Genomic DNA, 23499 nt, shown 5'->3' on the forward strand with positions numbered 1-23499 from the left:
AAATCAAATCCACTATTCAGGCTGCATAAAACCACTACCAAAGCGCAGGACAGGGGGATCGTTTCTCCTCAACGGCAAGGTCAAAGCTCGTCGCCATCACCTGAATCCAGATCCCCTTCGGTCAGATCAATTGGCTTGGGCGATTTACCTTGATTTGCCGCTTCGGGCTTGGAGGGTGCCTTGGGCGAAATAACCTCGCCCGCTTCCTTCAACACTTCGGCATTGCGTAACCAGACATCCCGTTGAGCAAATGGAATCTCGATGCCTTCTTCCACGAACCGCCGGTTAATCTCGTGGTTCATGTCGGATTTCACGCTCAGCACCCAGTTCACGTCGCGCAGAATGGCCCGGATTTCAAAGTCCAGCGAGTCGGCCCCAAACCCTTGAAACACGACGCTGGGCGCGGGATTGGCCAGAACCATGGGATGCGCGTTTGCGATTTCTCCCAATATGGTCTCGACCACCCGCGTATCGGTTCCATAGGCCACGCCAACGGGCACGATCACACGACCGATCGTATTACCACGTGTATAGTTCGTGACCACACCGCTGATCAGGTCCGAGTTCGGTACGATGACATCGGTCCGGTCAAAGGTCTCAATCCGTGTGGACCGCACCGAGATATCGCGGACATAGCCCATCATCCCGTTTACATCGATCCAATCCCCTTTCGAAATCGGGCGTTCGACAAGCAGGATGATGCCCGAAACAAAATTCGAAACGATGGTCTGAAGCCCAAACCCGATACCAACGGACAGCGCGCCCGCAACAATGGCCAGCGAGGACAGGTCGAAACCGGCGACGATGATTGCAGCCAGCGCCGCCAGGAAAATCCCCACATACCCGGTACCGGCGACGATTGCGTTCTGGCCACCGGGATCAATGCTGGTTTTGGGCAGCAAAGAATTGCGCAGCCCGCCCTGCAACAACCGCGTCAACGTGTATCCAATGGCAAAGACGGCAACAAAAGTCAGGAAATTGCTGGGGGATATCCTGACGCCACCGATATCGAAGCCCAGCAAAAGTCGCGACCAGGCTTCCATCAGGTCCGTTTCACGCGCGCCCCAATAGATTGCAAGGATGGGCAGCGAGCCTATAGCCAGCACAAAGCCCACAAGGACCGAAAACAGCGAATCCTTGGCGGACTCGCCCTGCCCCGTGATCCAGCCATAAACCAGACTGAAAAACCGCTGTAGAATGACCAGAGCCGCTATCAGGACAAGCGTTTTGACCGCCGGGAATACAACCGCTTCGGCAGCATTGATGTAGCCAAATGCTGCCAGAAATGGCGTGACAATCCCCAAAAGGAACAAAGCGCGTCGGATGAATTCGACCAGCTGAGTGAAACCCGCAAGTCGCGCTGGAGAACTCTCAGCGTCCGCCGGTGCCTGCCGTATCTGACGCACACGCAACAAAAGCAAGGCGGTGACAAGAACAACCGGAAAGCTCACAACCGCGCGGGTCGCGTCCGAGATGTTCTCGATCTGCTCAAACAGAACCGCCATTTCGTGCAGGATCAGCATAACGGCCAGCAGGTCGATATAGACGCGCAGCTCGGTAATTCGTTTCGCCGAAAACCGCTCGAAGTTCTGAGAGGCGCCAATCAGATAAATCTGGCGGCCAATCCAGTCGAAATAGAGAACTATTGCGGCCCAGTATGGGATGTTCTGAAACAGCAACGTCCCGCGCAGACCCAAGACGCCTGTCAAAACAACCGCCTGTACCAAAGCATAAACCCCGATCCAGGGCAGAATGATGCGAAACAGCGAGACGACAAAGGTCCAGACACCGCTGCCGCGCGCGCCGAGCTGTCGCAGGTATTCCCCTGCCTGTTCTGACCATCTGCGGCCATAAAGCAGCAACACTGCGCCCGCAATCATCAGGAGTATGATTTGAAGGCTTCGACCCCGCATCTGCTCGTGCACGACATCCGTGCGCAGATTCCGGGTCACCTCATTAAACAGACTGCGCGCGGCTTCGGTGATGTCCAGCCACGCCGGACCCCAGTAAACAGGGTTGAGCGGGGACGGCCCGCGTTCCAGAAGTTCTTTCGTCTGACGCTCGCGGATAATCTGATCAATTTCGCTGATCAGACCGTTCGCGCGGGTATAAGCCTCCTCCGAGATGATCCGAGGCACCCGCAGACTATTGAGCTGGTTTTCCAGATGCTCGCGTAACCTCGAAATATCTTCGGGCTCACTGCTGCCATCCTCGGGCTTTGGACCGAGCGCCTTAATCTGGTTTTCCAGGGTCTGAATGCGTTCTGTGTTCGCGCCACGCGCCTTGTTGAAGTCAGCGCGATAAGTATTTATTTCTGAACGCAAATTCTCCAAAGAGGCGTTCGAAGCCCTGTTGGCTTCGATCACATCTTCGGCGCGGTCCGCTGTGCTGATCCAACCCTGATAATACTCGCTCTGCCGGTCAGTCAGCTGCGCGGATGCGACACCGCCTAGCCCGAACAGGGAAAATGCCAGCAGGACTAGAAACAGGCGGACCTGTTGCAGCATCACACGTCCTCGAACACGCCAGGTATGCTGCGGGGAGCCTCGGTCATCCAATCGGGGACCGGCAACTCTTTCTCCCGCAGAAATTCAGGGTTGAACAACTTGGATTGGTAACGGGTGCCGTAGTCACACAGGATCGTCACGATTGTGTGCCCCGGCCCAAGATCCTTGGCCAGCCGCACCGCGCCCGCCATGTTGATCGCGGTCGAGCCGCCCATGACCAGCCCCTCTTCGCGCAGCAGGTCGAAAATGTAAGGCAGGGCTTCATTGTCGGTCATCTGATACGAGAAATCGGGGGTGAAACCTTCAAGGTTCCTGGTAATCCTTACCTGGCCGATACCTTCGGCGATGGAACTGCCTTCCATCGCGATTTCGCCGGTAGTGTAATAGGAATAGAGCCCCGCCCCCATCGGATCGACCAGCGCGATCTTGACGCCTTTGGGCTGCAACGCATCAGCCACACCAGCCAACGTACCGCCCGAGCCAACTGCGCTGACGAACCCATCGACCTTGCCGCCGGTCTGTTCCCAAATCTCGGGGCCGGTGGTTTCCACATGCGCCTGACGGTTGGCCACATTGTCGAACTGGTTCGCCCAGATTGCCCCGTTGGGCTCGGTCTGCGCCAATTGCTCGGCCAAACGGCGCGAATAATGGACGAAGTTGTTGGGGTTGCGATAAGGCGCGGCAGGAACCTGTACCAATTGCGCGCCCGCCAGCCGCAACATGTCTTTCTTTTCTTCCGACTGGGTTTCAGGGATCACGATCACTGTCTTGAAACCCATCGAAGCGCCAACAAGTGCCAATCCGATGCCGGTGTTACCTGCCGTCCCTTCGACAATCGTTCCGCCGGGCTTCAACTCACCACGCGCGATGGCGTCATTGATGATGTAAAGGGCCGCGCGGTCTTTGACGGACTGGCCGGGGTTCATGAACTCGGCCTTACCGAGGATCTCGCACCCGGTTTCTTCGCTGATGCGGCGCAGTCGGATCAGGGGTGTTTTGCCAACTGCGTCGGCCAGGTCTCGTGCAATGCGCATGGCGCCCTCTTGTCGTTTGGTATCATGGAAGATTTACAGCCGCGATTGCGCGACCACAAGCGGGATAGTCAGCCCCGCAGGCGATCACGGTGCCGATCCAACCAATATGCCAGCGTCAGCATGGGTAAATCCTTGAAAACATGGCGATCCACCAAATCCATAAATTCGTCAAAGGGCAGGATTTGGCTGCGGATATCTTCGCCTTCGCTCTCCAAACCGCCAGCCGAGGTGGTCTCGGTCAGGTCGCCCAGACCAACATAGAGATAGACGTAACCCGTGGAAGACCCGCCGGAGCTATAGGCCCCACCAACATGTTCCAGCGCGCTCAGGGTGACGCCGGCCTCTTCCATCACTTCGCGATGAACAGCCTGTTCAGGGGCTTCGCCCGGGTCGACCATCCCGGCGATGGCCTCCCACATCCAGGGTTCAGGATCATCAATCAGAAAGACCGGAGGTCTGAACTGCTCGACAATCAGAACCGTATCCCGCACGGGATCGTAGGGCAGAACGACAATGGCGGCACCTTGCATAAGGCTTCCACGGTTAAGAACCGGCCCCATCGTTCCGTCATTTCGCCGATGCTGGAGGTCAATTTCTTCCAGTCCGAAATAATTGACGTAGGCCCGCGTGTGGCGGTGGACCACCACATCCCTGCTGATATCCCGCGGATCATCGGTTTGGCGTTGCCGCGCCAATAGCTTTGCCCAGGCGCGGGTCTGAATTGCACGCGTGCTGCGGGTCATGGTGTGTGGATCAATGCGACCAAAATAGGCCATTTCCTCTTCAGCGGCCAAAGCATTGATGTCACCCCACCGATCGACCCAATCGGTCAGAGACCAAGGCCCATCAGCTTGCCATTTTCCGGTTTCCGGAAAGAAAACCTGTGCCTGCGCGGTCGTACCGTTCGACAATCTGACAGCCCGATCGAGCAACCCATAGTCGAAGCCGCCTTCGTAATAGGCCAGACGATCCAATTCGACTGCTGAAATACCCGGTACGAAAATACCCTCGGCCATGCCGCCGGGCTCTGGCCGGATCATTGGAAAAATCTGATCCTGAACCGCAAAAACGGAATGGTCTGGCAGAATGGCTTCGGACAATGATACCGTATCGGCGCTACGCCCAAGCACACGTTCCAACAATGGAACATGGCGCAACGTTCCGTAGAAAAACAAATCTGGCAAAGCTATGACTTTCGTATGAGGGAGCGTGAAATTATCTCCAGCGGCGCGATGCTTCTTCTGTCAACAGCCCGGCAACCAGAGCACCAATGGCCAGAGTCCACAATATCTCAGGCACCAGCAACTGATAGCTGAATTCAACGCCAAGTTTGAAGATGGCTATCAACGCCTCGAACGGGCCATCAAAACGGTGGCGCATTGCCTGACGAAACATCTCGTACGTGCCCTGAACAAACAGGCCCCAGAACACCAATGCCACGATCCCGGTCAGCCCGTTGTTGATGGCCGCCATCCAGCCCCGGCCCGCGCGCGTCCCCATAATGGCCCAGCCGCAGGCGGCCCCAAGAAACATATTCACCAAGGTGAAATACCCGTAGTTCTTTTCAGGCTCACCATTGTCAATGACCATACCGGACACGAGAAAGCCAACCACTAAAAGACAAACGGCGGCGACAAGTCGTGTGGCGGTGGGCATGCGTCAGATCCGTATTGAACTCGGTTTTGCTATTGTGATCTGTGTCACATCGCAATTGCCCGTGTCAAAGGCTGCGCCGCAGGCGGTCAAATAATAATTCCACATGCGGCGAAAACGCTCATCAAAGCCCAACTCGGCGATTTGGTCCCACTTGTCGTTGAAGGTCTCATACCAGCGGCTGAGCGTTAGGTCGTAACTTTTGCCGAATTCCTTCGACCGTACAACGTTCAAACCGGCCTGAGCGATATGTTCTTTCAGCACCGTTGGCGCCGGGAGCATACCGCCCGGAAAGATATATTTCTGAATGAAATCAACGCCGTTCTTGTAAACGTCCCAGCGGCGGTCCGCAACGGTGATGATCTGGAGCGTAGCGTTCGCCCCCGGTTTCAGACGGTCCCGCACGGTGTCGAAATATGTCGGCCAGTATTTCTGCCCAACCGCTTCGAACATCTCGATCGAAGCAATGCCGTCATATTGGCCCTGTTCGTCGCGATAGTCTTGCAACTTAAAATTCACACTCTCGGATAATCCAGCTTTTTCAATACGTTCCTTTGCGTACTTCAACTGTTCTTTACTGATGGTCAGCCCTGTAACACGCAAGCCACGTTCCTTGGCCGCGTATTCCGCAAATCCACCCCAGCCACAGCCAATTTCCAGAATATGGTCACCCGGCTTGGCCCCCATTTCGTCGACCAGACTGGCGTATTTCGCTGTTTGCGCGTTCTCCAGACTTTCCTGACCGGTATCGAATATCGCGCTGGAATAGGTCATGGTGTCATCCAGCCACAGCCCATAGAACTCGTTACCAAGGTCATAATGGTAAGAGATGTTCTTTTTTGCCTGCGACCGGCTGTTGCGATGTAGCCAGAACCGAAGCCTCTCATAGGCGCGGACCAGAAACCGGCCAGCAAAATCGTCATAAACCGCATCCGTGCCGCGATGAACCAGATCCATGAACGTGCGCAGGTCCGGCGTGCTCCACTCCCCCTCAAGATAGGCGTCCGAAAACCCCAGCTCACCTTCGCGCACAAGTCTGGCAAAAACTTCGGGATCGTGAACATCCACACGCGCAACCGGCCCCGGAGCGCCGGTTTCGATCCTAAAAACGCGACCATCCGGCAAAGCAATATCCAATTGCCCCGCGTCCATTCGGGTCAGCATTTTGAAAACTTGTGCGAAATACCTCGGCAGGTTTTCCTGCCCCTCCGTGGTCGTCAGAACCATCCGCTCTCCCCTCTGCGGCTCCTTCGTCAGGCTATGACGGGATTTTGTTTCTGGCAAGTTTTCAGTTCCTTACTGGTTTTTCATGGTTTCATAAAGGCGCAGGGCACGTTCGCGGCCAGCCTGCAAATCGACAACTGCGTCGGGATACGGATCGCTTGGATCCATTCCCCAGGATCGCGGGATCGCATTGAAATAGGCCAACGCGGTGTCCGGTGGGTTTTGCTGCCCTTCAGCGATCCAACGGTTAAGGTAGTCGGAGTGAGGATCAAAGCGTTTGCGCTGCGTTTCCGGGTTGAATATCCGAAAAAAAGGCGCGGCGTCGGGGCCGGACCCGGCCACCCATTGCCACCCCATCGCATTCGAGGCCGGATCCCAATCGACCAAACATTCGGCGAACCAGTCCATCCCGATCCGCCAATGTGCCATCAGGTGCTTGGTCAGGTAGCTGGCAACAATCATCCGCGCGCGGTTATGCATACGCCCGGTCACATACAGTTCGCGCATTCCGGCATCGACCAGCGGCACGCCTGTGCGGGCCTGTCGCCATGCGGTGACTTCTGGCCTGTCAGGGGCGGATTGCCAGGGAAAGCTGTCCCAGTCCTGCCGCCAATTATCGGTCAGAATATGAGGCCAGTTATACATAAGGTGATAGGCAAACTCCCGCCAGACGAGTTGCCGCAGATAAGCCAAGGTCCCGCCCACACCCAAGGCGCTGGCATTCTGCACCCGGTGCCAGATCGTACGCGGGCTTATCTCGCCCAGAGATAGATACTCGGACAGGTCGGACGTGCCGTCCTCGGCCAACAGGTCCCTGCGATCGGAATAGGTATCCAGCCGCCCCAGGAACAGGTCGAGCTGATCCAACGCTGCAGCCTCTCCCGGCCTGACAAACGGGCGAACGATGGCCTCACCCCGCTGCATGCCGCTGCCCAACGCCCAAGAGCGCGACAAATCCGACCGGGGCCAGGCTTTCAAGGGGCGCAGGTTTTCAGGTTTGGATAGGGGCGGAGCAACGTGCCGATGCTGAACAGCGCGCCACATCGGAGTGAAAACGCGAAACGGCTGACCGTTCTTGGTGGTCACTTCCCATGGCTCAAACAACAGATGGCCCGGGAAAGACTTCGCTTGCAGGCCCTGCGCAGTCAGGGTTGCCTTGACATGCGTATCTCTTTCAATCGCCACTGGGTCGTAAGCGCGGGACCAATAGACAGCGCTGGCTCCGGTTTCCGCGATAAGCTCGCGCAAGACCGCCAATGCCGGACCTTGACGCAGGACCAGACGGCTGCCGCAAGCCTTCAAAGAAGACGTCAGCGCGTCTAACCCCAAGCCCAATCGCCATTTTGGCGCGGCCCCAAGGGCCCGCGCCTGATCATCCAGAATGAACACCGGCAGCACCGGACGGCCTGATTGTACAGCGGCGTCCAGCGCCGGGTGATCCAACAGCCGCAGATCGCGCCTGAACCACATAATGACCGGAGACTGATCGGTCGTCATTTTTGCCCCGCCTTTTTCCATGCCTTACGTGGCAAAGCGGGATCCGGATCAAAGAACGTGGTCAAGCGCCTCTAACAATTGATCGATTTCCTGACGCGACGTGTAATGCGTAAAGCTGAGGCGCAATACACCCTGCTCAAGATCGACACCCATGGCTTGCAAGGGCCGGACCGCATAGAAATCACCGCCTCCGGCCATGATCCCATGCTCTGCCAGTTGGGCGGCCACCGGCTCGGCGGGGCCATTCAGTTGCAGCGCAACGGTCGGCGCGCGTTTTTGGGCAACTGCCGGTCCAATCAGGCGCACCGCGTTGCGATCCTTTACTGCATCCAGAAGAGGTTGAAGCAGCTCAACCTCATGACCACGCATCAGGTCATGCACGAACGCCCCACGCTGGGCGGCACCTTCCTTGGGTCCGCCATGGTGATCGCACAAAAGATCGACATAATCCGCCATCCCCGCGCTGGCACCGACCTGCGCATGATCCGGCCCGGCTGGCGTAAAGCGCCGATAAAGATCGCCCCCATTGAAATAATGCGCCTGGTTCGGCAGCATCTCACCCAAGGCGCGGCGGATGACCATGCATCCCTGATGCGGGCCATAGGTTTTGTAGGCAGAGAAGAGATAAATATCGGGACCCAGATCGCCCACATTGGGGAATCCGTGCCCGGCATAAGATACACCGTCGACACAGACAAAAGCCCCTGCCGCGTGGGCGATGGCGGTGATCTGGGTTACCGGGTTGATCTCTCCCACCACGTTCGAACAATGGGGAAAGCAGACCAGTCGCACCCGTTCGTCCAATAGGTCTTCAAGGTCCTGCGGGTTCAGGCTACCGGTTTCGGGATCAATCTGCCATTCGCGGATTTCAACGCCGTCATCTGCCAGACGACGCCATGGACCGGAATTCGCCTCATGGTCCTGATTGGTCACCACAATCGCGTCGCCCGGTTTCATCCACTGCCGAAAAGCTTGGGCCAGAACGTAGGTATTCTGCGTGGTCGACGGGCCAAAGCTCAGCTCATCACTGTCTACCCCAAGCAAGGCGGCCATCCGCTCGCGGGCTTCGTCCATTTCGGCCCCACCCAATCGGCTGGCTTCATAGGGGCCGTAAGGTTGCACCTTGCGCTGTGTGTAGAACCGGGTCAGTCGGTCGATAACCGGTTTACAGGTGTAAGACCCACCAGCGTTTTCAAAGAAGGCCTGCTCCTTCAGACTGGGTTCGGAAAAGGCCGGAAACTGTGCCCGTACAAAATCGATATCAAGAGTGCTCATGGCACATTGCTCCTTTGTCATGCTGCTTTTCCGATGCGTTGCCCGCGCATGATTTCGGACAACACGAAAATCACGGCAGGTCTTCCAGCCCAGCAGACACCGTCAACTGTCCGCAGCCCCCACACACGATGCGGGAACGCCGACAAATTGCCCACAGGCCGCGTGCTCGTCAAGCACACTCCGCTGTCATGGAAACACAGGGGCCCGAGCCCGCGCTCATACAGTCAAGCGTCAGCCCTGTACTTTGGTATAAGTGCCCTCACCCGCCAGTATTCCGCGGAAACCGCCGGGTTCATCCAGACCAAAAACAATCAATGGCAGATTGTTGTCGCGCGCCAGGGCAATGGCCGACGCGTCCATGACCTTCAGGCGCTTGGCCAGAACGTCGTCATAGCTGACGGTTTTGTAGCGGACCGCGTCAGGGTGCTGTTTCGGGTCCTTGTCATAAACACCATCCACACCGTTCTTACCCATGAAGATGGCCTCGCACGCCATCTCATTGGCGCGCAGGGTCGCGGCAGTGTCGGTGGTGAAGTATGGGTTGCCCGTACCGGCTGCAAAAATGCAAACCCGCTTCTTCTCAAGGTGGCGCACGGCGCGACGGCGGATATAGGGTTCGCAGACCTCATCCATACGAATGGCCGAGATGACGCGGGTAAAGACCCCAATCTCTTCCAGCGCCGATTGCATGCCCAACGCGTTCATGACCGTTGCCAGCATACCCATATAGTCGGCGGTCGTCCGCTCCATTCCCTGCGCCGAGCCGCTCAGGCCGCGGAAAATGTTGCCGCCGCCGATGACCATGCAGATTTCGACCCCCAGATCGTGGACCGATTTGACCTCTTGCGCGATGCGCTGAACGGTCGGCGGGTGCAGGCCGAATCCCTGATCCCCCATCAGCGCCTCACCTGAGATCTTCAACATCACCCGTTTATACTTGGTTTTAGGGGTTTCAGCGGCTTCGGGTGTTGGGGAAAGGCTCATATTGCGCTCCGGGCTGGCACGGGGTTATTTTGCGGCGCAAAATGAAGCAAAAGTCCCGCAGGTTCAATGCGGATGGTAAGGAATAAAGCGACCGATATGGCCGATGCCCGTATGAACCGGCTTTGGGACCGCCTGCCCGACATTCCGGACACCGCCCCCGTCCTCATCGCGGGCCCGACCGCGTCGGGAAAATCCGAGCTTGCCTTGCAAATTGCAGAACGCCTTGGGGGCATCATCGTGAACGCCGATGCCAGTCAGGTTTATGACTGTTGGCGGATTATCTCGGCCCGACCATCCGCCGAAGACGAAGCCCGTGCGCAACACAAGCTGTATGGCCATATCACCTATGACCAAAGCTATTCCACCGGCCACTGGCTGCGCGACGTCACGCCCCTGCTGACGGCCGGTCCGCGCCCCATCATTGTTGGCGGAACCGGGCTGTATTTTACGGCGCTAACCGAGGGTATGGCCGATATTCCGCCCACCCCGCCCAATGTACGGCAAGAGGCAGATCAACTGAATTTGCAGACCCTGATAGATGGGCTGGACGCGCGTACCAGACAGGCCCTGGACCTGAACAATCGCGCCCGCGTTCAACGCGCGTGGGAAGTACAGAAGGCCACAGGCCGCCCCCTGATGGACTGGCAGGCCGATACCCCGCCCCCGATTCTGGACCTTTCGAGGACCACTCCAATCGTCTTTGATGTGGATAAAGTCTGGCTGGAGGAGCGCATCAACCGCCGCTTTGACCAAATGCTCTCGCTTGGCGCGCTTGATGAGGTTGCTGCGATGCAAGACAGGTATGACCCTGCTCTGCCCGCCTGCAAAGCCATCGGTGTTCCAGAATTGATGTCCTATCTGTCCGGTCAGATGACCCTGGAACATGCCCGCGAGCGTGCAACAATTGCGACACGGCAATTCGCAAAACGGCAACGTACATGGTTTCGCGCCCGGATGAAGCGCTGGATTCACGTAGACCCCTTGGGTTGACGCCGTTCAGGATACCGTTTTCCCCAAGAAACCGAGTGTATGAGCGGAATAAAGGCTCATCCGATGGTCCGTGATTGCCGGCATCTCTGAAACGATACTGCGATCTGGGCCGCCCTGAAAACCGGAAAGCGCGCGCCTCGCACTTTCCGACCAAATGTCGTTTTTTGACCTTATATGTCGAATTCCTACATTGACCTCGACCCAAAACTGGTGCCGAATGTCGGCATGGGGATGCACAGAATCCAAAAACAAACACCCAAGGCCCTACCTCCTGGTACTGACCGGCGTGAGTAGAGCAAAACTTTTCCAACAGAAGACTAGTGTCACAGGGAGACATCAATGACCAATCACAGCACCACAGGAGACGGTATTCACTGGGCTGCCAAGATGCATGCTCAGGAATATCGTGAAGGCAAGCTCAGCCGTCGTGAATTCATGGCACGTGCGACCGCACTGGGCGTTGCCGCACCCGCAGCCTATGGCATGATCGGACTGTCGGCTCCGGCAGCAGCGCAAGAGCCTCCGCGTGGCGGCACCATCCGCTACCAGATGGAAGTGCGCGCGCTGAAAGACCCGCGCACCTTTGACTGGACTCAGATTGCGACCTTTACCGCAGGTTGGCTTGAGTTTCTGGTCGAGTACAACAGCGATGGCTCGTTCAAGCCGATGTTGCTGGAAAGCTGGGAAGCAAACGACGACGCAACAGAATACACTCTTAATGTTCGCAAGGGTGTGAAATGGAACAACGGTGACGACTTTACCGCTCAGGATGTGGCACGCAATATCGAGCTTTGGTGCGACATGGCGGTCGAGGGCAACTCGATGGCGTCCCGCATGGCTTCTTTGGTGGACGAAAGCACACAGAAAGCCGCCGATGGTGCAATCACCGTGGTTGACGATCATACGGTGAAGCTGAAGTGCAGCACACCGGACATCACAATCATCCCAGGCATGTCGGACTACCCTGCGCAAATTGTACACAGCAGCCATGATCCAAATGACATGCTCTCGAATCCGATTGGCACGGGTTTCATGCTGCCGGAAAGCCATGAAGTTGGCGTGAAGGCCGTTCTGGTCCGCAACGAAGACTTCGACTGGTGGGGCTATGAAGCCGGTAAGGGTGGCTATGTGGACCGGATCGAGTTCATTGATTATGGCACCGATCCCGCAGCCTTCCTGGCCGCCTATGAGGCGGAAGAGATCGACATGAACTGGGAATCGGTTGGCGAGTTCGTTGAGATCTTCGACAGCCTCGGACTAACCCGATCCGAGATTCCGTCCGGTTTCACCATCGTTATCCGCCCCAACCAATTGGCAGAAGACGCTGACGGCAACAAAATCTACAGCGACAAGCGCGTACGTCAGGCGCTTGCAATGGCCGTCGACAACGACGTCTGTCTGGAACTGGGTATGTCCGGCTTTGGCCTGACCGCCGACAACAGCCACGTCGGACCGATGCATCCGGAATATGACCCGACTGTCGCTCGAATTCCGTATGATCCGGCGGGCGCAAAGGCCTTGATGGACGAAGCGGGCATGGGTGACTATGTGCACGAAGTTCAGTCAATTGATGATGACTGGCGCCGGAACACAACCGCCGCGGTTGTTGCTCAGCTGAACGATGCTGGCATTCAGGCGAAGCACACCGTACTTCCGGGGTCGACATTCTGGAACGACTGGACAAAGTACCCGTACTCATCGACCAACTGGAACCACCGGCCGCTTGGCACGCAAATTCTTGCGCTGGCTTACAAATCAGGCGTTCCGTGGAACGAATCCGGTTTTGCCAATGAGGAGTTTGATACGCTTCTGACCGAGGCAAACTCCATTTCTGATGTTGACCGGCGCCGGGAAGTCATGGGCAAGCTGCAGCGTATCATGATCGAAGAGGGTGTGGTCATTCAGCCATATTGGCGGACAGCCATGCGCCATCACCGCGACAATCTGGTGGGCGTTGAAAGACACATCGCGGATCTGCCGCAACTCTATAAATTCGGCGTTCTTTCCTGAGCTGAATATGCACATTGGCCGCGCCTATCGGGCGCGGCCATTTCGTCCTGAAGACAGCAACCATAAAAACAGCGACGCGTGGACTCATAAGTCATTCACGCTAGCCTACCTACAGGGGCTAACATGGGACTATTTATTCTAAGACGTGTCGGCATTATGCTTGTGACGGCACTATGTCTGACTTTTCTGGTCTTCTTCCTCACGAACCTTTACCCCAACCTCGAAAAGCTTGCGAAAACGCAGGGCAACTTTCGGATGTCGGATGAACAGGTCGAAAGCTATCTGGAAAAGAACGGGTACCTGCAACCGACGCCCATTAAATATGGCGAATGGCTTGGGGTTCTTCCGTCTTACCGCCACACCAACGAGGACGGAACTGTTCAGGGCAGATGCATTTTGCCGGGTGCCACGGCGGAAGAGTCGCCGAATTTCTGCGGAATTCTTCAGGGGTACTGGGGCTATTCCACGGTCTTCAAGGACGAGGTTTCAAGCGTAGTCGGAACCCGACTGCACCTGACCGGGCGTCTTATGCTTTGGGTCATGCTGCTGATGGTCCCCTCGGCGCTGATACTGGGTGTCCTGGCAGGCATGAAAGAGGGCTCGGCCACTGACCGGACATTGTCGACCTTTGCAATCACCACCACGGCGACACCAGAATATGTATCGGGCGTTATCTTCATTGCCATCTTCACCTCTTCCGCTGTGGGGTTGAAATGGTTCAAAGGCACAGCAACGCAGGCCATGGAGAACCCGACCTTCGAGAACTTCTTCCTGCCTGTGCTGACCATCGCCCTATACGGGATGGGTTACATCGCCCGGATGACCCGCGCTTCGATGACCGAAGTCATGACGGCGCAGTACATCCGGACCGCGCGCCTGAAGGGTGTCTCGTTCCCGAACATCGTCATGAAACACGCGCTGCGGAACGCGCTGATCGCGCCCTTCACTGTCATCATGCTGCAGTTCCCATGGTTGCTGAATGGTGTCGTGATCGTCGAGACCCTGTTCAACTACAAAGGTTTCGGCTGGGCGCTGGTACAGGCGGCGGGCAACAACGACATCCAGCTGCTGCTGGCGATTTCTGTCGTGTCAGTCTTTGTGGTGCTGGTGACGCAGCTGATCTCGGATATCGGCTATGTCTACCTCAACCCGCGCATCCGTATTTCGTAAGGAGGGATAGATCATGGAACCTCTTACCTGGACCGGCTCTATCGCCTTTCTGAACCCGCTGCTGCTGATTGCTCTGGGCGCTATGGCTCTGTCAATCATGGTGTGGATGCTGGCCAGCATCGTGCTGCCCGAAACACCCTCGGTCGTAAACCCGGACGGAACACTGAGTTCCGGGTCCGGCGTGCAGACCTTTATCCAAAACGCGCTGCGATACAGTTTCTTTGCCAGTGTCGCGATTTCGGTCGCCTATATCGTTCTTGGCATTCTATTGGGCACCAGCGCCGGGATCATCGGCGCGATCTCGCAGCAGTTTCTGCCGGTATGGCTGTCGCTGATCATTGTCTATGCCATGTCGATCGCGTTCAAACGCAAGCTGGGACTTTACGGCAAACTGTTCGATAGCCCAATCGGTATGATCGGTTTTGGCCTTGTCATGTTCTGGGTCTTCACCGGCATCTTCGGCGCGCTCGACCTGATCGTGACCCATGATCCTCTGGATCAGATTTCGGGCATGAAGAACAAGGTTCCGGGCACACCTCTGCCGTCTTCTGAGGAAGGCGCGTATTCCTGGTACCTGCTGGGTGGTGACAATCTGGCGCGAGACGTCTTTAGCAGGATGGTCAAAGGCGCGTGGATCGTGGTGCAAATTGCCCCGCTTGCCACATTGTTCGCCTTTATGGTTGGCATCACGCTGGGCTTGCCCGCGGGATATTATGGTGGTCGCCTGGATACGTTCATCTCGTTTCTGGCCAACCTGATCCTGGCCTTCCCTGTGATCCTGCTGTTCTACCTGCTGGTAACGCCCGAGATCGTTGCAACCGGTGTACCGAACTACATGGCCACCGTGCTGTTTATCTTCCCGATACTGTTTCTTGGCGTCCTGCTGAACTCGCGCTTCTATACGCGCCCGAGTTTCCGCACGCCGCTGTTGATCGGGGTATTGGGCGTAGCGCTTTGGTTCTATCTGTCGCTGATCTCGACTGGTGGCTACATCATCGACACCGACAGCTATCGGATATGGGGTCTGCCAACTTACCTGGATCTGTTCGACATTCCCGCCGGTATTCTGGTGGTGTTTGTCTCGGTGGTCTTTGTGAACTCGCCCACGGTGTTCCGCATTGTGCGCGGTCTGGCGTTGGATATCAAAACCCGAGACTATGTGGCGGCCGCCCAGACACGGGGTGAGGGTCCATGGTACATCATGCTATGGGAAATTCTGCCCAACGCGCGTGGTCCACTGATCGTCGATTTCTGTCTGCGTATCGGCTATACCACCATCCTTCTGGGAACTTTGGGTTTCTTCGGGTTGGGTCTGCCGCCGGAAAGCCCGGACTGGGGTTCGACGATCAACGAGGGGCGCAAGCTTCTGTCGGTCTACCTGCACCCTGCCCTGCCGCCTGCTCTGGCGCTGCTGTCGCTGGTTCTTGGCCTGAACCTGCTGGCGGATGGTCTGCGCGAAGAAAGTCTGAAGGACTAATGTGAAAGCGACCCGGGGCTTTGCCCGTCGCCATTGTTTCTCGAACCTATGGCGCAACAATGGCAACCCCCAGGATATTTTTAGCCAGATGAAGGGGACCCCCCGGACTCTCGCGAGGAGTAAACAACATGAACAAACTGGCGGAATATGACGGGCCAATTCTGGAGATCGACAAGCTGTCGATATCCTTCTTTACCCGGCTGCGGGAAATCCCGGCCGTTATGGATTTCTCGGTCAGTGTGCAGCCCGGTGAGGCTGTGGGTCTTGTGGGCGAGTCCGGTTGCGGCAAGTCCACTGTGGCGTTGGGCGTCATGCAAGACCTCGGCAAGAACGGACGCATCGTGGGTGGCACGATCAAGTTCAAGGGCCGCGACCTGGCGGAAATGACGACCGAGGAACTGCGCGATATTCGCGGCAACGAGATCGCGATGATCTATCAGGAACCGATGGCGTCGCTGAACCCAGCCATGAAAATCGGCAAGCAGTTGATGGAAGTGCCGATGATCCACGAAGGCGTCGGAACTGAAGAGGCATATGCGCGAGCCTTAGAGGTGGTTACGGATGTGCGCCTGCCGGACCCCGAGCGGATGCTGAATTCGTTCCCGCACCAATTGTCGGGCGGTCAGCAGCAGCGCATCGTGATCGCGATGGCGCTGATGTCGAAGCCGGCGTTGCTGATCCTGGATGAACCGACGACCGCTTTGGACGTGACCGTTGAGGCCGCCGTGGTCGAGCTGGTCAAGGATTTAGGCAAGAAATACGGTACCTCGATGCTGTTTATCTCGCACAATCTGGGGCTGGTTCTGGAAACCTGTGACAGGCTTTGCGTGATGTATTCGGGTGAAGCTGTGGAACGTGGCTCGATCAAAGATGTATTCGACGAGATGCAGCACCCCTACACGCAGGCGCTGTTCCGTTCGATCCCGCTTCCGGGTGCCGACAAGAACTCGCGCCCGCTGGTGGCCATTCCGGGCAATTTCCCTTTGCCGCATGAACGGCCTCCGGGTTGTAACTTTGGTCCACGTTGCGACTATTTCGAGGAAGGCCGCTGTGATGCACAGGACATCCTGATGCAGGCCGTGCCTGGCAATGATCGCCACCACACGCGCTGTCTGAAATTCCAGGAAATCGATTGGAACGCGCCGATCACCGTTGGTGAACAGAAAGAGAAGGCCGAGATTGGCCGCACCGTTCTGAAGATGGACAACCTCAAGAAATACTATGAGGTTGCGGCGAATGCCCTGTTCGGCGGCGGCGAGACCAAGGTTGTGAAGGCCAATGAGACCCTGAGTTTTGAGGCCCACGAATCCGAGACTTTGGCCATCGTGGGCGAGTCCGGCTGCGGCAAGTCGACCTTTGCCAAGGTTCTGATGGGACTTGAGACTGCGACCGACGGACAGATCCTGCTGGACAACCGCAATATTGAAGACGTGCCCATTGAGGAACGCGATGCCAAGACGGTGGGTGAAGTACAGATGGTGTTCCAGAACCCGTTCGACACGCTGAACCCGTCGATGACGGTAGGCCGACAGATCATCCGGGCGCTGGAAATCTTTGGTGTCGGCAAATCTGAGGCCGAGCGCAAGCAGCGGATGCTGGAATTGCTGGATCTGGTGAAACTGCCGCGCGCCTTTGCGGATCGAATGCCGCGCCAGCTGTCCGGCGGGCAGAAACAGCGGGTGGGTATCGCCCGTGCGTTTGCCGGCGATGCGCGTATCGTTGTGGCCGACGAGCCGGTCTCGGCCCTGGATGTGTCGGTGCAGGCGGCGGTGACCGATCTGTTGATGGAGATCCAGCGCGAGCACAAGACCACACTGCTGTTCATCAGCCACGACCTGTCCATTGTGCGCTATCTCAGCGACCGGGTCATGGTGATGTATCTGGGCCATGTGGTCGAACTGGGGACCACCGATCAGGTGTTTGCGCCCCCCTACCATCCCTATACCGAAGCCCTGCTGAGCGCGGTTCCGATTGCGGATACTTCGATCGAGAAACAGCATATCGTTCTTGAGGGCGATATCCCTTCGGCCATGAACCCGCCTCCGGGGTGTCCGTTCCAGACGCGATGCCGTTGGAAGTCGGAAGTGCCCGATGGCCGGTGTGAAACCCATGTCCCACCAGTGAAAACACTGGCCGAGGGGCATCAGGTGAAATGCCATCTGGCCGAGGACATTCTGGCCCGGATGGAGCCTGTTATCAAAATCGCGGCTGAATAGGCACAAGCAGACAGCACTTCCTGAAAAGGGCGCCGACATCCACGCGGCGCCCTTTTCTATTGCCGTCAATTGCATAATATGGCGCCAACCATCCGCAATTGATGGCATTGGTTCAATTATAGGTATCTAATGGCTTTTCTTGGCGACCCTCGTGCGCGGGCTGTTTTGGCTCTGCACCTGTCCGGAGCATTTTGCGCAAGCATGATGGCGCCATTCATTCCCTTCTACATTGTTCAGGAACTGGGCCACCCACCCTGGCAGATCAGTATCTACAGCGCGTTGGGTATTCTGCTGACAGTATCATTTAACCGGTTCTTTGCGACTCGACTGGACAGCGGGCAACGGTTTGCGCCTTTGGTAGGGTTGTCCATTTCCGGTTATGTGACAGCGCTGATATCCGTCCTGATTTGGCCATCCTATTGGACCTTAATCAGCGTTTGCGTGCTCGGGTTCAGCCTCAGCAGCAGCTCTTTGTCCACGATGTACAGTTTCGGACGCTATAGCGCCGCGCGCTACAAGTTCGAGATTGCGCCGTTCAATGCGTGGCTCCGTGCGATGACCTCTCTGGGCTGGATGATGGGACCAGCGCTCGCCTTTTTTATCGCCGGGCAATGGGGAGCAGAACGGGTGTTTGCGACGGCCCTGTGCGCTGCCACAATCTGGGCTTTGCTGTGGTGGCACACCATGCCCCGCGAAGCACGGTCAGACGTTTTAGAAAGGCCCCAGATCGCGGGCGGAGACACGGATCGCCTGCTTTGGCTGGCCGTCACGGCATGCCTGTTCTTTTCCACGGCACATGTGTTGTGCAGCAGTGCCCTACCCCTGTTTTACGTACGCGAGGCCGGGTTGCCCGAGTATGCTCCGGGTCTTTCCTTTTCCATCAAGACCGCGACCGAGATCGTTATCATCCTGACCACGCCTCTTTTGCTGCGCCGGTTTTCCGCGGTGGCCGGTTTGATCCTATCCGGTGTGCTTGGACTTGTCGCTTTTCTGGTTCTCGCTCAGGTCAAGGACGTTGGAACGATGGTGGCCGGGGCGGCTTTGGAAGGCGCGTATTACGGGTTATTTGCCGGTGTCAGCCTGACCTATGTTCAGAGTTTTGCGAACGGGCGGATGGCGCGAGCCAATGCGCTATACGTAAATAGCCTGTTCATCGGGGCGCTGTTTGCCGGACCTTCCGTCGGAATGATCGCACAGTTCAGCGGTTTTCAGATGGCGATTCTGGCAGCTTGCCTGCCGATGCTTGGCGCGTTGGGCGTATTGTTGTTCACAGCGCGATTTCGGCGTCGGAACGATCTGCGCTCGACCTGAAGTACGTTGCGTCAACCGCCCCAGATAACCTTCACGTAGTTCTGAGTTTCCTTGTAAGGCGGGATGCCGCCATGGCGTTCCACCGCCTCTGGGCCAGCGTTGTAGGCCGCCAGCGCCAGGCGCCAGGACTTGAACTTCTTGTATTGCCAGGACAGATAGCGCGCGCCGCCTTCCAGGTTCTGGATCGGGTCACGCGGGTTCACGCCCAGCAATTGGGCGGTCTGAGGCATCAGTTGCGCCAAACCTAACGCTCCTTTGTGTGATTCCGCATGCGGGTTCCAGCCGCTTTCCTGCTGCACAAGTCGCAGGAACAACTCCTCTGGTACATTGTGCTGACGCGCCGCCTTGCGCGCATGGTCCAGATACTGGCCCTTGTAGCTTCCGGTGTAACGCTTGGAAAATCCACCGCGTTCGGTTTTGGGTTTCAAACGCTCGGAATCGCGGTACTGATTGGCGGCACGCCCATCCAACACTTTGGCCTGCTTGAGGAAAATCGCTTTGCGGCTTTTCGACGACAAGGTGTCGGCCGAAACCACACCGGACGTCGCAGCCAAAATAACCGCAGCAATTCCACCAACCAGAATGCGCATGAATACCTGTCCCGCTCACTCAACAACTCGACGGATTATAGGTATTGCGGATAGAAATGAAAGCTTGGTTAACCGCAGCCTAACAATTTCCCGGTCACAGTTGCATCATCAACCGTGTTTTAACCATGACCTAGGCCGTATAGGGTCAGCAACGGAACATGGCGTCAGATTCGGGCGCCCGGAACAGTAAAGAACGAGGGAATAGATGGCGGGTTCAGTCAACAAGGTCATTCTGGTCGGAAATCTGGGGCGCGACCCCGAGGTGCGGACCTTTCAGAACGGCGGCAAGGTTTGCAACCTGCGTATTGCAACCTCGGAGACCTGGAAAGACCGCAATACCGGCGAACGGCGCGAGCGGACGGAGTGGCACTCGGTTGCGATTTTCAACGAAGGTCTGGTGCGCGTGGCCGAGCAATATCTGCGCAAAGGCTCGAAAATCTACGTTGAAGGCCAGTTGCAGACCCGCAAATGGCAGGACCAGTCTGGTCAGGATCGCTATTCGACCGAGGTCGTGCTGCAGGGCTTTGGCTCGACCCTGGTGATGCTGGATGCGCGCGGCGAAGGCGGCGGCCAATCGGGCGGATATGGCGGTGGACAGGCCGGCGGCGGTTATGGCGACCCATATGGCGGCCAATCCAGCGCCCCTGCCCCGGCATCCGGCGGAATCGACGACGACGAGATTCCGTTCTAACCAAAACGGAGACATATCATGGCATGGTCCTTCTCACTCGGCCGGTTGCTCGGCTCGGAACTGAGGGTCCATGTCACCTTTTTTCTGTTGCTGGCCTGGGTCGGGTTTGCCGCCTATTCAAGCGGCGGGTGGCCAGCGGCCATCGACAATATCCTGTTTGTTCTGGCCTTGTTTGCATGCGTTGTGGCCCATGAATTTGGCCATGCGCTGATGGCGCGTCGCTATGGGATCAAGACACCGGACATCACCCTGCTGCCCATCGGTGGATTGGCGCGGCTGGAACGTATGCCGGAACATCCGATGCAAGAGGTTTGGGTCGCCTTGGCCGGGCCTGCGGTCAATATCGCGATCTGGGTCATCCTTGTGATATTCGGCGCCGGGGTGCCTTGGGAAACGCTGACCCGGATCGACACGCCGGGACCGGGCCTTTTGAACAGGCTGGCCTATGTGAACCTGCTGCTGGCCGTGTTCAACATGATCCCGGCCTTTCCAATGGATGGCGGTCGGGTGTTCCGTGCTTTGCTTTGCCTGAAAATGGACCGTGTCAAAGCGACTCGAATTGCTGCTATCGGCGGACAGATTGTGGCGGTTGGGCTTGGTTTTCTTGGCCTGACCACGGCAAATCCGATTCTGGTGCTGATCGCTGTTTTTGTCTTTGTTGCCGCAAACGCCGAAAGTCAGGACGTTGCCATGCGTTCGGTCGCACGACGGGTTCTGGCCCGAGACGCGATGATCACAGAATTCCACGCTTTGTCCCCTTCAGACACGCTGAATACTGCAGCACAGGCCGTCATCCACACAACGCAACATGAGTTTCCGGTGATCGATGAGGACGGCACGTTGCTTGGTTTTGTCACCCGAAATCACTTGTTTGCAGCACTGGCCGAAGAGCACCCCCGTTCGGATCCGGCCACATCGGTTATGGAGACCAACATCCCGCAGGTAAAGCTGACCAGTGGATTAAACGCGGTACTCGACGGATTGCACAAAGGCGCACCGGCCGTCGCAGTCTGTTCCGATGCAGGGCATATGGTCGGCTATATCACCCGTGAGAATATAGGCGAGCTGATGGTGATTCAGGGGCGCTGAACTGGGCTCAACACACATCCAGTGCGTCTTGGAGTACCGACAGAACAGCCTCGCGCGGGACATCTGATGTGACAAAGGCCTGCCCAATCCCCCGGGCCAAAATGAACCGCAGCTGACCGTCGATCACCTTTTTGTCCTGCGCCATCAGACCAACCAGTGCTTCGGCCCCTGGCAGATCGCCGGGAATGTCGGCCAGATCGGTTTTCATTCCCATGGCGCGTAAATGTGCGCGCACGCGGCTGGGATCTTCCTGAGAACACAAGCCCAGACGCGCAGACAGCTCGAACGCCAGCGCACACCCGATGGCGACACCTTCGCCATGTAGCAGCCGATCCGAATAGCCCGTCGCCGCCTCAAGCGCGTGGCAGAACGTATGGCCCAGATTCAGCAGGGCGCGGTCACCCTGTTCGGTTTCGTCCCGCGCCACAATCTCTGCTTTCATCTGCACCGAGCGGGTCACGGCCTGAACGCGGGTGGCCATATCCCCGGCGGACAGAGCCGGTCCATTGACCTCCAGCCACTCAAAGAACTCTGCATCGCCCAGCAGGCCATATTTTACGACCTCGCCGTAACCGGCCAGAAAATCTCGGGCAGTCAGGGTGCCCAAAACCGAAGTATCGGCGAACACGAGCGAGGGCTGGTGAAAGGCCCCGATCAGGTTCTTGCCCTGCGGCGCGTTGATTCCGGTCTTGCCACCCACCGAACTGTCGACTTGCGCCAGCAGAGAGGTTGGTATCTGGACGAACCGAACACCGCGGCGCAAAACTGCGGCGGCAAACCCCGCCAGATCGCCGATCACGCCACCACCAAAGGCAACGATCACGTCACGACGCTCGATCTTTTCCGCCAGCAACCATTCAACGGCGCGTTCGAAATGAGGCCAGCTTTTGGTTGCCTCACCAGCAGGCAAAGCCAGCGACGTCATCTCAACCCCAGCCGCGCCAAGACCGTCGCGCAGTGCGCCCAAATGCAGCCCGGCGACGGTTTCGTCCGTCAGGACGGCAACCCTGGGGCGCGGTAACAAAGGCGCGATACGCGCGCCGGATTGTGCCAATAGGTCCGGGCCGATCTCAACATCATAGGATCGTTCACCCAATTCCACATGTACCGTCTGGTGCATTTATTTCAGTTCCAATACGTCCGGGCGTGCGGCCAATGCTGCCAACACTCTGTTCACCATATCTTCAATCGCGGTCTCACCATCCGAGTCCGCGACCAGATCGGCCTGCTCATAAATCGGAACGCGTTCCTCATACAGCGCACGCAAAGTCGCATGAGGGTCTGCCGTGCGCAGCAGTGGGCGCGTGTCTTTGTGCCGGACCCGGTTCCACAGCACGTCAAGATCGGCGCGCAACCAGATCGACACGCCCCGATCCGAGATCATGTGGCGGTTCGCTTCGGCCAGAAATGCGCCACCGCCAGTGGACAGAATACCCTTTTCCTCGTCCAGAAGGCGCCGGATGACCTGGCTTTCCTTGTCACGAAAGAACGGCTCACCATCGCGGGCAAAAATCTCGGGGATGGTCATATTGGCGGCCGATTCGATCTCAGCATCGCTGTCGAGAAAGGGAACCCCCAGCCGTGCGGCCAATGCGCGGCCCACGGCGGTTTTTCCTGCGCCCATCATGCCAACCAGAACGACGGTTTTGTGCAGATCATACCGCTGCGCTGCGTCGGCCTGAGGGGTATTATGCTTAATTTCGCTCATTTCATCGTGAATGACGTGATCTTGAGAAAAATGCCAGTTATAACTTGGTCAAAATCAAAAATTGAGGCAGCGT

At 57.3% G+C, this 23499-nt stretch carries 19 protein-coding genes; 8 read left to right on the plus strand and 11 right to left on the minus strand.

The window, feature by feature from the left end:
- Positions 1 to 80: 80 nt before the first annotated feature.
- The 8 genes from ACP0GE_RS04230 to pyrH form a co-directional block, all read right to left on the minus strand.
- On the minus strand, positions 81 to 2507 hold the full coding sequence (locus ACP0GE_RS04230) for a DUF3772 domain-containing protein (protein WP_424830751.1): 2427 nt from the start codon (positions 2505 to 2507) through the stop codon (positions 81 to 83).
- Entirely contained in the window at positions 2507 to 3541 is a 1035-nt protein-coding gene (locus tag ACP0GE_RS04235) for a cysteine synthase A (RefSeq protein ID WP_424830752.1), read from the minus strand. Before ACP0GE_RS04235 ends, ACP0GE_RS04230 begins: the two co-directional genes overlap by 1 nt.
- A gap of 68 nt (positions 3542 to 3609) precedes the next feature.
- Complete coding sequence (locus ACP0GE_RS04240) at positions 3610 to 4725, minus strand: NUDIX domain-containing protein (RefSeq protein ID WP_424830753.1); 1116 nt, start codon at positions 4723 to 4725, stop codon at positions 3610 to 3612.
- Positions 4726 to 4756: 31 nt separating this feature from the next.
- Positions 4757 to 5197 carry a TrgA family protein gene (locus tag ACP0GE_RS04245; RefSeq protein WP_424830754.1) on the minus strand — a complete coding sequence of 147 codons (441 nt, stop codon included), beginning with the start codon at positions 5195 to 5197 and terminating at the stop codon, positions 4757 to 4759.
- A gap of 3 nt (positions 5198 to 5200) precedes the next feature.
- Positions 5201 to 6421 (minus strand): class I SAM-dependent methyltransferase, encoded by a 1221-nt coding sequence (locus ACP0GE_RS04250; RefSeq protein ID WP_424830755.1) that lies wholly within the window; start codon positions 6419 to 6421, stop codon positions 5201 to 5203.
- Positions 6422 to 6490: 69 nt separating this feature from the next.
- The gene (locus ACP0GE_RS04255; protein WP_424830756.1) at positions 6491 to 7915 is read right to left on the minus strand and encodes a cryptochrome/photolyase family protein; all 1425 of its coding nucleotides are present in this window, start codon (positions 7913 to 7915) and stop codon (positions 6491 to 6493) included.
- Positions 7916 to 7963: 48 nt separating this feature from the next.
- Positions 7964 to 9190: an aminotransferase class V-fold PLP-dependent enzyme gene (locus ACP0GE_RS04260; protein ID WP_424830757.1), complete on the minus strand. Its 1227-nt coding sequence runs from the start codon at positions 9188 to 9190 to the stop codon at positions 7964 to 7966.
- A gap of 231 nt (positions 9191 to 9421) precedes the next feature.
- Positions 9422 to 10174, minus strand: a complete 753-nt coding sequence (pyrH, locus tag ACP0GE_RS04265; RefSeq protein WP_424830758.1) for a UMP kinase — start codon at positions 10172 to 10174, stop codon at positions 9422 to 9424.
- Between the two features lie 96 nt (positions 10175 to 10270).
- On the opposite strand from pyrH, the gene miaA reads away from it, so the two are divergent.
- The 6 genes from miaA to ACP0GE_RS04295 all read left to right on the plus strand — a co-directional run bounded on the left by miaA (position 10271) and on the right by ACP0GE_RS04295 (position 19348).
- Positions 10271 to 11164, plus strand: a complete 894-nt coding sequence (gene miaA / locus ACP0GE_RS04270) for a tRNA (adenosine(37)-N6)-dimethylallyltransferase MiaA (RefSeq protein WP_424830759.1) — start codon at positions 10271 to 10273, stop codon at positions 11162 to 11164.
- A gap of 339 nt (positions 11165 to 11503) precedes the next feature.
- On the plus strand, positions 11504 to 13174 hold the full coding sequence (locus ACP0GE_RS04275) for an ABC transporter substrate-binding protein (protein WP_424830760.1): 1671 nt from the start codon (positions 11504 to 11506) through the stop codon (positions 13172 to 13174).
- A 123-nt stretch (positions 13175 to 13297) separates the two neighbouring features.
- On the plus strand, positions 13298 to 14344 hold the full coding sequence (locus ACP0GE_RS04280) for an ABC transporter permease (protein ID WP_424830761.1): 1047 nt from the start codon (positions 13298 to 13300) through the stop codon (positions 14342 to 14344).
- Between the two features lie 13 nt (positions 14345 to 14357).
- Positions 14358 to 15821: an ABC transporter permease gene (locus ACP0GE_RS04285; protein WP_424830762.1), complete on the plus strand. Its 1464-nt coding sequence runs from the start codon at positions 14358 to 14360 to the stop codon at positions 15819 to 15821.
- Positions 15822 to 15949: 128 nt separating this feature from the next.
- On the plus strand, positions 15950 to 18037 hold the full coding sequence (locus ACP0GE_RS04290) for a dipeptide ABC transporter ATP-binding protein (protein WP_424830763.1): 2088 nt from the start codon (positions 15950 to 15952) through the stop codon (positions 18035 to 18037).
- Between the two features lie 201 nt (positions 18038 to 18238).
- A complete protein-coding gene (locus ACP0GE_RS04295) occupies positions 18239 to 19348 on the plus strand; it encodes an MFS transporter (protein WP_424830764.1) in 1110 nt (369 codons plus the stop codon).
- An 11-nt stretch (positions 19349 to 19359) separates the two neighbouring features.
- On the opposite strand, the gene ACP0GE_RS04300 is transcribed toward ACP0GE_RS04295, so the two are convergent.
- Positions 19360 to 19938, minus strand: a complete 579-nt coding sequence (locus ACP0GE_RS04300) for a lytic transglycosylase domain-containing protein (protein ID WP_424830765.1) — start codon at positions 19936 to 19938, stop codon at positions 19360 to 19362.
- A 205-nt stretch (positions 19939 to 20143) separates the two neighbouring features.
- On the opposite strand from ACP0GE_RS04300, the gene ssb reads away from it, so the two are divergent.
- Both ssb and ACP0GE_RS04310 read left to right on the plus strand, forming a co-directional pair.
- Positions 20144 to 20629 carry a single-stranded DNA-binding protein gene (gene ssb / locus ACP0GE_RS04305; protein ID WP_424830766.1) on the plus strand — a complete coding sequence of 162 codons (486 nt, stop codon included), beginning with the start codon at positions 20144 to 20146 and terminating at the stop codon, positions 20627 to 20629.
- An 18-nt stretch (positions 20630 to 20647) separates the two neighbouring features.
- Entirely contained in the window at positions 20648 to 21718 is a 1071-nt protein-coding gene (locus ACP0GE_RS04310) for a site-2 protease family protein (RefSeq protein WP_424830767.1), read from the plus strand.
- Positions 21719 to 21725: 7 nt separating this feature from the next.
- Here the strand turns inward: ACP0GE_RS04310 and aroB are convergent, their stop codons facing one another.
- On the minus strand, positions 21726 to 22838 hold the full coding sequence (aroB, locus tag ACP0GE_RS04315) for a 3-dehydroquinate synthase (protein ID WP_424830768.1): 1113 nt from the start codon (positions 22836 to 22838) through the stop codon (positions 21726 to 21728).
- Positions 22839 to 23426: a shikimate kinase gene (locus ACP0GE_RS04320; RefSeq protein ID WP_424830769.1), complete on the minus strand. Its 588-nt coding sequence runs from the start codon at positions 23424 to 23426 to the stop codon at positions 22839 to 22841.
- Positions 23427 to 23499: the final 73 nt, after the last annotated feature.

Origin of the sequence: Ruegeria sp., assembly GCF_965243365.1 — a bacterium.
GTDB lineage: Bacteria > Pseudomonadota > Alphaproteobacteria > Rhodobacterales > Rhodobacteraceae > Ruegeria.